This is a genomic window from Caballeronia glebae, assembly GCF_001545035.1.
In the GTDB taxonomy this organism is placed as follows: domain Bacteria; phylum Pseudomonadota; class Gammaproteobacteria; order Burkholderiales; family Burkholderiaceae; genus Caballeronia; species Caballeronia glebae.
In genome coordinates this window covers 1-11,323 of sequence record NZ_FCOJ02000109.1, presented here as the reverse complement: position 1 = coordinate 11,323, position 11,323 = coordinate 1, and the positions used below count along the sequence as shown (strand labels likewise).

Annotated in this window: 11 protein-coding genes; all 11 read left to right on the top strand. The window is 62.2% G+C overall.

Annotation, left to right across the window (positions count from 1 at the left end):
• The first annotated feature begins 463 nt into the window (after positions 1–463).
• The 11 genes from AWB82_RS35375 to AWB82_RS35325 all read left to right on the top strand — a co-directional run bounded on the left by AWB82_RS35375 (position 464) and on the right by AWB82_RS35325 (position 10,705).
• Entirely contained in the window at positions 464–1,297 is an 834-nt protein-coding gene (locus AWB82_RS35375) for a substrate-binding periplasmic protein (protein WP_086973911.1), read from the top strand.
• Between the two features lie 108 nt (positions 1,298–1,405).
• On the top strand, positions 1,406–2,239 hold the full coding sequence (locus AWB82_RS35370) for an amino acid ABC transporter ATP-binding protein (RefSeq protein WP_086973910.1): 834 nt from the start codon (positions 1,406–1,408) through the stop codon (positions 2,237–2,239).
• Positions 2,240–2,247: 8 nt separating this feature from the next.
• Positions 2,248–2,919, top strand: a complete 672-nt coding sequence (locus tag AWB82_RS35365; protein ID WP_086973913.1) for an amino acid ABC transporter permease — start codon at positions 2,248–2,250, stop codon at positions 2,917–2,919.
• A gap of 10 nt (positions 2,920–2,929) precedes the next feature.
• Positions 2,930–3,595: an amino acid ABC transporter permease gene (locus AWB82_RS35360; protein ID WP_086973909.1), complete on the top strand. Its 666-nt coding sequence runs from the start codon at positions 2,930–2,932 to the stop codon at positions 3,593–3,595.
• 36 nt (positions 3,596–3,631) lie between these two features.
• Entirely contained in the window at positions 3,632–4,510 is an 879-nt protein-coding gene (gene dapA, locus AWB82_RS35355; RefSeq protein WP_086973908.1) for a 4-hydroxy-tetrahydrodipicolinate synthase, read from the top strand.
• Positions 4,511–4,563: 53 nt separating this feature from the next.
• Positions 4,564–5,580 carry a 4-hydroxyproline epimerase gene (locus AWB82_RS35350; protein WP_086973907.1) on the top strand — a complete coding sequence of 339 codons (1,017 nt, stop codon included), beginning with the start codon at positions 4,564–4,566 and terminating at the stop codon, positions 5,578–5,580.
• Complete coding sequence (locus AWB82_RS35345) at positions 5,577–6,869, top strand: NAD(P)/FAD-dependent oxidoreductase (protein WP_086973906.1); 1,293 nt, start codon at positions 5,577–5,579, stop codon at positions 6,867–6,869. The genes AWB82_RS35350 and AWB82_RS35345 overlap by 4 nt, the downstream gene beginning before the upstream one ends.
• A gap of 12 nt (positions 6,870–6,881) precedes the next feature.
• Positions 6,882–8,363, top strand: a complete 1,482-nt coding sequence (locus AWB82_RS35340; RefSeq protein ID WP_086973905.1) for an aldehyde dehydrogenase family protein — start codon at positions 6,882–6,884, stop codon at positions 8,361–8,363.
• Positions 8,364–8,374: 11 nt separating this feature from the next.
• A complete protein-coding gene (locus AWB82_RS35335; protein WP_086973904.1) occupies positions 8,375–9,406 on the top strand; it encodes a proline racemase family protein in 1,032 nt (343 codons plus the stop codon).
• 72 nt (positions 9,407–9,478) lie between these two features.
• Positions 9,479–10,186, top strand: a complete 708-nt coding sequence (locus AWB82_RS35330; RefSeq protein ID WP_200818280.1) for a GntR family transcriptional regulator — start codon at positions 9,479–9,481, stop codon at positions 10,184–10,186.
• A 261-nt stretch (positions 10,187–10,447) separates the two neighbouring features.
• A complete protein-coding gene (locus tag AWB82_RS35325; RefSeq protein ID WP_086973903.1) occupies positions 10,448–10,705 on the top strand; it encodes a hypothetical protein in 258 nt (85 codons plus the stop codon).
• Positions 10,706–11,323 lie beyond the last annotated feature (618 nt).

Here is an 11,323-nt window from a genome sequence, read left to right as displayed (position 1 = left end):
TTCCAGAACAACGGCATCAACTCCAACTACAACGGCGGCTTCTCGTTCGCCAGCCCGCAAACCAACGTCGCGCCCGTGACGCAGGTCGATGCATCGACGCACACGAACGTCGATCTGACCAACATCACGAAGTCGCTCTCCACCGTGGGCAGCGAACTCATCGGTGTGAAGCTGTAAGCGTCATCCCTCGAAGGGAGAAGGAACCTCGACGTTTCCTTCTCCCTCTCACCGCACGTCGCGTCGCTCGGCGCGTCATCGAATGTCAGGCCCTCGCGCGCAATGCGCGGATTCACGCGGCCACCCTTCACTCCAATTTTTCGACGCTAAGGGCAATCGCCTAGTTGACAGTCACTTTTTTGATTCCCTACACTGCATACATCGCTGCACACATTCAGATACGCAAGCTTGTGTGATGCAGATTCAGGCCGTTGATGCGTGTTTACTCTTATTCGGGAGTCGAATCATGGTTCAGTTGTCTCGCTTCACCTGTCGCGCGTTTGCTTGTTTGGCCTTCGCCGCGCTCGCCGTCGTTCACGCTCCGGCTCGCGCGGACGACACCAGCGCCTGGCAGGGCGTGAAAAAGGCCGGCGTCCTTCGCTGCGGCGCGGCGGTTGCGCCTCCGTATGTGATGCGCGATCCGAAGACGGGCGAATACAGCGGGTTCTTCGCGGATCTGTGCCGCAACTTCGGCCAGAACGTCCTTAAGGTAAAAGTCGAATTCGTCGATACGACGTGGGACAACATCGTCGCCGGCTTGCAGTCGGACAAGTGGGATCTGTCGATGGCGCTGAACCAGACGCCCGAGCGCGAGAAAGCCGTGTCGTTCTCGACGCCCGCGACGGACTACAACGTGTCGTTCGTCTATAACAAAAACAACCCGAAGGTTCCGAAAGGCGCGCACGGCATCGCCGACATCGACAAGTCCGATCTGACCATCGCCGTCATGTCGGGCACGGCGCAGGACAAGGCCATTTCGGCGGCATTCAAGCAGGCGCGCATCATGCGTCTGCCCGGCAACGACGAGACGCGCCTCGCGCTCATGTCGAAGCGCGCCGATCTGCTCGCCGACGCCAACATCACGAACATGCTGCTGACCGAAGCGCATCCCGACTGGGCAGCCGCCATTCAGCCGACGCCGCCGCTCGCGCAACAGGAAGTCGCGTTCGGCCTGCGCAAGGAAACGTCCGCCGCCGATCTCACGGTCCTCAACAACTACGTCAACGCGCAAGTGAAATCCGGCGCGGTCGACAAGCTCATCAAGACCTCCGTACAAGCCATGCTGGTCGCCAACAAGTAATGTGATGCGCCGAACCGCGCCACGGTCCCGTCCAATTAGAGCAGGATTACTAATCACGTTGCCATTTGCGAGCCATGCGCCTTCGGGCGCGCATGCTGGAGAGATCTCATGCTGTCATCTCAAACCATGATTGCTCAACACGATGTCCCGCCGGCGGAGATCGATTTTTCGCCTTCGATCTCCGGAGAGTTCGTGCAGTTCAAGGACGTCTACAAGTCCTACGGCGAAAACCTGGTCGTGATGGACCACATGAACCTCGACATGCGCGAGGACGATCGCCTCGTCATCATCGGCCCGAGCGGCAGCGGCAAGAGTTCGCTATTGCGCGTGATGATGGGTCTCGAAGGCATTCAGAGTGGACAGATCGGCTTCCAGGGCAAGCCGTATATCGCCGGCGCGGATTCGGGACGCGGCAAACGCATCGACGCCCGGCTGCAGAAGCAGATCGGCATGGTGTTTCAGCACTACACGCTCTTTCCGCATCTGTCCGTGCTGGGCAATCTGATCCTCGCGCCGACGAAAGTGGGCGGTTTGTCGAGGGCCGAAGCAACGGAGCGCGCACGCACGTATCTCGCGCGTCTCGGTCTCGAAAGCAAGTTGCACGCGTATCCGAGCCAGCTTTCGGGCGGGCAAAAGCAACGCGTCGCGATTGCGCGCGCGCTCATGCTCGAACCCAAGCTCATGCTGTTCGACGAAGTCACATCCGCGCTCGATCCGGAGATGGTCATCGAAGTGCAGAACGTGATGCTGCAACTCGCCGAACAGAAGATGGCGATGATCATCGTCACGCACGACATGCACTTCGCGCGCGATATCGCGACGCGCGTCGTGTTCTGCGCGAGCGGCAAGATTGTCGAGCAAGGCGCGCCCGCCGAAATGTTCAAGTGCCCGAAGCAGGCTCGCACGCGCGAATTCCTCGACAAAGTGCTGCATCTCGATTGAGGTTGAACATGAACTATCACTTCGACTTCCGCTTTCTCGAAGGCAGCTTCGGCGCGCTGCTCGATGGCCTCAGAGTGACGATCGAGCTGGCCATCGCGTCGAACATCATGGGGCTCGCGCTCGGCTTCGCGCTGTGCCTTCTCGCGATGAGCCGGTGGACCGCCGTGCGCTGGCCCGCGCAGTTGTTCATCGAGTTCTTCCGCTGCACGCCGGCGCTGTTGCAGATCGTGTGGTTCTTCTACTGCGTCCCGATGATGATCGACGTCTTCATCGACCCGATCCTGATGGGCGTGCTCGCGCTCGGGCTCAATCTCACCGCGTTCAATGCGGAAGCGTATCGCGCGGGCGTTCAGGCGGTGCCGAAGGAACATCTCGACGCGTGCGTCGCGCTCGGCCTCAAGCCGTGGCAACGCACCGTGTACGTGGTTCTGCCGCAAGCGCTACGCACTTCGATGCCGGTGCTCATGACCAACGGTATCGGCAGTTTGCAGCAGAGCGCGCTCGTCGCCATCGTCGCGGTCGCGGACCTGATGTATGTCGGCAAGAGCCTCGCGACCGAAGCGTATCGGCCGCTCGAAACCTACACGATCGTCGCGCTGATCTATTTCGCGCTGTCGCTGCCGATTGCGAAACTCGTTCACGTGATCGAGCGCCGCCAGGATCTCGCGATCGAGCGTTGAGGAGACGAACATGCATCTCGACTTTGCCGCTGTCTTGCCCTACTGGCTCGTGCTGCTCAAGGGACTTGGCCTGACCATCGCCTTCACCAGCAGTTGCGCGGTGATCGGCAGTCTCGCGGGCTTCGTGCTGAGCCTCTTGCGCATGTCGCCCTCGCGCGGGATGAAAGCCGTCACCACGCTTTACGTGGAGTTCTTTCGCGGCACGCCGCTCCTGATCCAGCTCTTCTGGGTGTTCTTCTGCTTTCCGGTCGTGTTCCGGATTCCGATTCCGCCGTATTTATCCGTCGTGATTTCGCTGACGCTCTACATGGCCGCGATTACGAGCGAAACGTTCCGCGGCGCGCTCAAATCGATCTCCGCCGAGCAGCACGACGCGTGCATCGCATTGAGTCTCTCGCCGCACGCGAAGATCCTCTACGTGATTTTTCCGCAAGCGCTGCTGCGTGCGATTCCGCCGCTGCTTTCGAACATGGTCAGCCTGTTCAAGGAGAGCGCGCTCATCTCGTCGGTGGGTGTCGCGGACCTGATGTTCGTCGGCCAGAACATCTCGAACAGCACGGCCAAACCGGTCGAGTTTCTGACGACGGTCGCGCTCATTTACTTCCTCGTCGCCTTTCCGCTCACGCGTCTCGTCGGCGTGGTCGAAACGCGTTTGCTCAGGCGCTATGCCTACTAATTTCAATCAACGACTCTTCGTTCAGTGGAGCAACTCATGCAGATGAAAGGCATTCTTCCCGCACTCGTCACGCCGTTCGGCGCTTCCGGCGCGGTCGATCACGACACCCTCGCGAATATCCTCGAATTCCAGCTCAAGGCGGGCGTTACGGGCTTCGTTCCGCTCGGCTCGACGGGTGAGTACTACGCGCTCACGCACGACGAACGCCGCGCGATCCTGAAGACCGTGCGCGAAGTCGTCGGCGGACGCGGCACGCTGATAGGCGGCGCGAACGGTTCATGTACGCGCGAAGTTATCGAGCAGACGCAACTGGTGCGCGACGCCGGCTACGAGACGGTGCTCATCGCGCCGCCGTACTATGCGCTGCCGTCGCAACAGGAATTGATCGGCCATTACGAAACCATTCTCAAGGCCGTGCCCGATGTCGATCTCGTGCTGTACAACTATCCGGTGCGCACGAACGTTGAAGTCGGTTTCGAAGTACTGGAAGCATTCAAGGACCATCCGCGTGTGGTCGGCATCAAGGAAAGCAGCGGCGATCTGCTGCGCGCGATCGAGATCGGCGAGAAGTACAAGGATCACTATCAGCTTTCCTGCGGCTCCGACGATCAGGCGCTCGACTTCTTCCTGTGGGGCGCGTCGAGCTGGATCTGCGGTCCGGCGAACTGCTTCGTGAAGCCGGTCGTCGATTTCTACAACAAGTTCGAAGCGGGCGACATTCGCGGCGCGCAGAACGTCATGCGCTCGCTCTTCCCCGTCATGGCGACGATGGAAGCCGGTAAGTTCGTGCAGAAAGTGAAGTACGGCTGCGAGCTAGCGGGCTTCAAGGTCGGCACCGCGCGCATGCCGCTGCAACCGCTGACCGATGAAGAAAAGGCCGCGTTCCGCAAGGTATTCGAAGCGGCGCAGCAGTGATGCGATGCCGGCGCGGCGACGCGCCGGCGTATTCAATCAGGCGGGATATCCCGATGAGCAAACATAACTTCAAGAGCATCGAAGGACATACCGAAGGCATGCCGGTGCGCATGGTGATCGACGGCGCGCCGCCGCTCGCGGGCGCGACGATGGAAGCGCGCCGCAAGATGTTCGTCGAGCGTCACGACTGGATTCGCCGCGCGCTGATGCTGGAGCCACGCGGACATGCGCACATGTCGGGCACGATCTTGTATCCGCCCATTTCCGCCGATGCGGACATGAGCCTGCTCTTCATCGAGACCTCGGGCTGTCTGCCGATGTGCGGTCACGCGTCGATCGGCTCGATCTCCTTCGCTGTCGAAGCCGGTCTCATCCGGCCGAAATCGCCGGGCACGGTCGTCGTCGATGTGCCCGCCGGAAAGCTCACCGCGACATACGAAATGGACGGCGAGCGCGTGTCGTCGGTGCGCTTCATCAACGTGCCGAGCTTCCTGCTGCATCGCGATGTCGAGATCGCGCATCCGCACTTCGGCAAGCTTGTCATCGATATCGCATACGGCGGCAACTTCTATCCGATCGTCGACGTGCAGGCGAATTTTCCGGGCTGCGAGCACTTCACGCCGGATGAACTGCTGGCTTGGGGCCGGCAGATGCAAGCGGCGGTCAACGCGGCAATCGACGTGATTCATCCCGATCATCCCGGCATTCGCGGCGTCCATCACACGATGTGGACGGGCGCGCCGTTATCGAACGACGCCGACGCGCGCGCGGTTGTTATCGCGGGCGATAGCCTGATCGATCGTTCGCCGTGCGGAACCGGCACGTCCGCCCGCGTCGCGCAACGATACACGCGCGGGCTGCTCGATATCGGACAGCCGTTCGTTCACGAGAGCCTGATCGGAAGCCGTTTCATCGGACGAGTCGAAGCGACGACGACACTGCACAATGGCCTCGATGCGATTCTGCCCAGCGTCGAAGGCCGCGCGTTTCTCACGGGCCGCGCGCAATATCATGTCGACGACTCGCAACCTTACGCTCATGGATTCAGCCTGCAGGAGTATGTGAAGTGAACGCCGTTCCTCGCGAAGTCTCCGCGCACGATCCGCTCTCGTTCAGCCAGGAAACCGCCGTGGTGATCGGCGGCGGCATCGTCGGCGTATGTTGCGCGCTCTATCTGCAACGCGGCGGCTATGCCGTCACCTTGATCGACCCCGAAGCGCCCGGCAACAGCACGGCGAAGTGGAGCTGCGGCCAGATGGCGGTGAGCGAAGTCATCCCTCTTTCGAAGCCCGGCATCCTGATGAAGATACCCGGCTGGCTCATGGATCAGAAAGGGCCGCTCGCGCTGCGTCCGGGCGCGCTGCCGGGCATCGTTCCGTGGTTCGTGCGCTTTCTCATGTGCGCGCGACACGCGAAGATCGTCGAGATCGCCCAGTCGATGGCCACGCTCACACGCGATGTCTACGCCGACTACGCGCCTCTTCTCGAAGCATGCGGCGACAAGACCCTGATGGGCGAGCGCCCCGTTCTCGAAGTCTTCGACGATCCGGCCGCGCTGACGCACGAAGCGCCGCATGTCGCGCTGCGCGAATCGCTTGGTTTCAAGGTGCAGCGGCTGGACGCGAAAGATATCGGCGATCTCGAACCCGCGCTCGCGGGCAAGTTCGCGCACGGCCTGAAGTTCGACGACTGGCGCGCGGTGAAAGACACGATGGGCTTCATCGCGGCGCTGACCGAAAGCTTCATCGCGCAGGGCGGACATCGCGTGCGCACGGAAGCGCGCGGTATCGACGAATCGAACGGACAGGCGACCGGCGTCACGCTGGCGAACGGCGAGCGCATCGCGGCGCGGCACGTCGTCGTGGCGGCAGGCACCGGCGCGCGGCGCTTCTTCGATGCGCTCGGCGTGAACCTGCCGCTCGCGGGCATCGCCGGCTATCAGGCGGTCGTGTCGGACCCGGGCGTGGAGATTCGCCATTCGATCATCTATGCGGACGGCGGCTTCTGCTTCACGCCGATGACGCGCGGCCTGCAGATCGGCGGCACGATCGAGTTCGCGAGCCACGGCGCGAAGCCGGACTTCAGACGCGCGGACATCATCCTTGAGAAGGCCAAGCGCGTGCTGCCGCAGATGCGGACATCGCAGGTCGAATACGGCGTCGGCTATCGGCCGTTCATGCCGGACACGAAGCCCGTCATCGACCGCTCGCGCAGGCTCGGCAACGTCTACATGGCATTCGGCCACGGCCAGCTCGGACTCACGCTCGGCGCGACGACCGGACGCCTGATCGCGGACATGGTCGCGGGCCGCGCGACGAAGCAAAACCTCGAACCGTTCAGCGCGTATCGCTTCTCCTGACGAGACGAATTCATGAAATCGTACGAACATCTTTTTATCGACGGCCGCTGGGTCGCGCCCGTCAAACATGGCCGATTCGAAACCATCGATCCGGCCACCGAGGAAGTCATCGCGAACGTCGCGGCGGCGAGCGCCGAGGACGTCGATCTCGCCGTGAAAGCCGCGCGCCGCGCCTTCGACGAAGGCCCGTGGCCGCGCATGCGCGGCGCCGAGCGCGCCGCCGTGTTGCGCCGTATCGGCAAGGGCATTCGCGATCGTCTCGAAGAACTCGCGCGGATCGAAGTGCGCGACAACGGCAAGCCGCTTGCCGAAGCGCGCTGGGATCTCGGCGACGCCGCCGGTTGCTTCGAGTTCTACGCGGGCCTCGCGGAAAAGCTCGACGAAAACGCGGAAACACCCGTCGCGCTGTCCGACGAGCGCTTCAGTTCGGTCGCGCGCCGCGAGCCGGTCGGCGTCGCGGGCGCGATCATCCCGTGGAATTTCCCGATGCTGATGGCCGCATGGAAAGTCGCGCCGGCGCTCGCGGCGGGCTGCACGATGGTGCTGAAACCGTCGGAGCTCACGCCGCTGACCGCGCTCGAACTCGCCGATATCGCCGCGAACGCGGATTTGCCGCCGGGCGTGCTCAATGTCGTGACGGGACTCGGCCGCGACGCGGGCGCGCCGTTGAGCGAGCATCCCGGCATCGACAAGCTCGCGTTCACGGGCAGCGTGCCGACCGGCAGCCGCATCATGCAGGCCGCCGCGCGCGACATCAAGAACGTGAGCCTCGAACTGGGCGGCAAGTCGCCGTTCATCGTCTTCGATGACAGCGATATCGACGCCGCCGTCGAATGGATCATGTTCGGCATATTCTGGAATCAGGGCGAAGTGTGTTCGGCGACGTCGCGTGTGCTCGTGCAGCGCGGCATCTACGATCGCCTGCTTGAGCGGCTCGAAGAAGAAACACGCAAGATCACCATCGGCAACGGCTTGCAGGACGGCGTGCTGCTCGGGCCACTCGTCAGCCGAGGGCAGTACGACAAGGTGCATGAAGCTGTCGAGCGCGGCCTGAGCGAAGGCGCGCGCCTCGTCACGGGCGGCGGACGGCCTGCGCATCTGGACCGAGGCTATTTCATGGAACCCGTCGTATTCGCCGACGTGCCCGCCGACGCTTACATCTGGAACGAGGAGATTTTCGGGCCGGTCGTGTGCGTGCGCGCGTTCGACGACGAAGCCGAAGCCGTGCGCTCGGCGAACGACTCGCGCTTCGGCCTCGCGGCGGCCGTGATGTCGCGCGATCTCGCACGCTGCGAGCGCGTCGCGCGGGCGTTGCGCGCGGGCATCGTGTGGATCAATTGCAGCCAGCCGACCTTTACCGAAGCGCCGTGGGGCGGCTACAAGCAAAGCGGAATCGGCCGCGAACTGGGCGAATGGGGCTTGAACAACTACCTCGAAACGAAGCAGATCACGCGCTACGACAGCGACAAGCCGTGGGGCTGGTACATCAAATAGGCCGAACGATCATGCGCTGGAAAAAGACGCTTCAACTCGTCGACGTGCATTGCGAAGGCGAAATCGGCAAGCTCATCACGGCGGGCGTCGTCGGCATTCCGGGCGACACCATGCTCGACAAGATGAACTACATCAACGAAGTGGACGACAGTCTGCGCCGGCTCGTCACGCTGGAGCCGCGCGGCTGTCTGCAGATGTCGGTCAATCTGCTGCTGCCGCCGACGAAGCCGCAAGCGCACGCGGGCTTCATCGTGCTGCAATCGGACAAGGCGCATCCGATGTCCGGCAGCAACGCAATCTGCGTCGTCACGGCCTTGCTCGAACTCGGCATGGTGGAGATGAAGGAGCCGGAAACGACCGTCGTGCTCGACACGCCCGCGGGACTCGTCACCGCGCGCGCCGCCTGCCGCGACGGACGCTGCACGGGCGTCTCGCTCGACATGGTGCCCGCGTTCGTCGAGCAACTGGACGTCGCGATCGAGACCGCGCGCTTCGGGACGATCATGGTGGATATCGCGTTCGGCGGCGTGTATTACGCGCTGATCGACGTCGATCAGATCGGTCTCACTATCGCGCCGCAGCACGCGCGCGAACTCGCCGACTCCGGCGTGGCGCTGAAGGATGTCATCAACGAACAGGTCCGCGTTCGGCATCCGCTTTATCCGCAGATCGATGAAGTCGCTTACGTCATGTTCCGCAACCGCGTGAGCGACACGCTGTACCAGACCTGCACGACGCTGCCGCCGGGACGCGTCGACCGCTCGCCGTGCGGCACCGGCAGCTCGGCCAATCTCGCGACCTTGTCGGCGCGCGGACTCGTCGATACGGGAAGCCGCCTGAAATCGCGTTCGACCATCGGCGGCGAGTTCGATATCGAACTGCTGGGCAAGACGGAAGTCGGCGGCAAACCGGCCGTGCTGCCACGCGTCACGGGGCGCGCGTGGGTGTACGGATTGCAGCAGATCGGCGTCGATCCGGACGATCCGCACGCCGCCGGATTCATGCTGAGCGATACATGGGGCGCGGGTTTTCCGGCGGCCTGAGACGGAGTGCGCACGATGATAAACTTGAACGCGCGCCCGTCTTTCCGGGCCCACGACGACGGCGGTGAATACATGAGCAAAGGGACCACGGAGACCGAAGCCGGTCCCCGCCGGCATGGCGGACGATACATCTACGAAGAGTTACGCAAGCAGATCCTGACCTTGCAACTCAAGCCCGGCGCACCGCTCGACGAAGTCTCGCTCGCGGCGCAGTTCGGTCTGTCACGCTCGCCCGTGCGCGATGCGCTCGCACGTCTCATCAGCGAAGGTCTCGTCACCATTCTTCCGAACCGCACGACGCTCGTCACGCCGTTCGAGATCGAGGAATTCCCGAAGTATGTTTCTGCGCTGGACCTCATCCAGCGCGCGGTGACACGGCTCGCGGCGCTGCATCGGAGCGAAGCCGATCTCGCGCGCATCCGCAAGGCCGACGATATCTACATGCAGGCAATCGACAGCGGCGATTTCAACGCGATGTCCGAGACCAACAAGGGCTTGCACATGGCGATCGCGCACGCGGCGAACAATCCGTATTTCGTCGGCTATTACGAGCGGCTGCTCGGCGAAGGGCAGCGTCTGCTGCATCTGCATTTCGACTACACCGTGTCCTCGCCGTCGGCGACGAAGCTGGGCCGCGATCACGCCGAGATCATCGACGCCATTGCGCGCCGGGACGCGGACGCCGCCGAGAAGCTCGCGCACGAGCACACGATGCTGTTCCAGAAGCGCTTTCTCGATTACATGCGGCAGAACATGACCGAGTCGATGGCGATTCTGTAGCCTGCGACCGGATTGTCGGCATCGCGCCGACACGTCGAGGCGGTGTGTCTTCCGGCGTCCGACGAATCGCTGCAGCGGCGCTTGCGCGAATTGCCGGCGAGTCGCCCACGAATTGCGCGGCTAACTTTATTTCCCTTCATCTTCAGAGAGTTGGATTAACCGAACAGGTCTTCCAGATACTTCTGGCACAGCCCTCGCATATAGAGATGCGAGCGCAACGATTGGTGCTCATCCAACCCACCAAAGTCCAGGAGACACATCATGCTGAAGATCGAAAACCTCGCCGTTAGCAAAGAACTCGGCCGCGCAGAAATGGGCGCCATCGTCGGCGGCGCGAGCATCTTCCAGAACAACGGCATCAACTCCAACTACAACAACGGCTTCTCGTTCGCCAGCCCGCAAACCAACGTCGCGCCCGTCACGCAAGTCGATGCCTCGACGCACACGAACGTCGATCTGACGAATGTCACGAAGACGCTCGCTTCGGTCGGCAGCCTGATCGAAGGCGGCAAGCTGTAAGACGTCCGTCAACGAGGGGGAGAAGGGGCAACGCTGCTCCTTCTCCCCCTTCTTCGTTTCTCTCTCCGCTGCAACTCCCCTTTCCCACCGCGACGCCTCGTGCCCGTATCGGCTCTCGATACGGGCGTTCGCATCATTTCATCAATAGTTTGGATTCCCAATTAATCGATGGCACTCGTCCGCGCGAAAATTCACACCGTCATGGATCGATGCTGGAGGCCCTTCGGTCGTTCGTTTGCATCTGTTCGCCGGATGCCGACAGAATTCGGGATTCTGTTTTTCGCAGACCAACAACCGATCTGACGATGGCGTTCTATAAATGCGTCCGGATTTGCATCTATTCAACTTATTTCTTCGTAAAATCAACGGGTTACATTAACCGAAGAGAACTTCTAGCATCACCTGGCACAGCCCTCGCATATGTAGCTGCGAGCGCAACGATTAATGCTCATCCAACCCACCAAAGTCCAGGAGCTACATCATGTTGAAGATCGACAACCTCGCAGTCAGCAAAGAACTCGGCCGCGCAGAAATGGGCGCTATCGTCGGCGGCGCGAGCATCTTCCAGAACAACGGCATCAACTCCAACTACAACAGCGGCTTCTCGTTCGCCAGCCC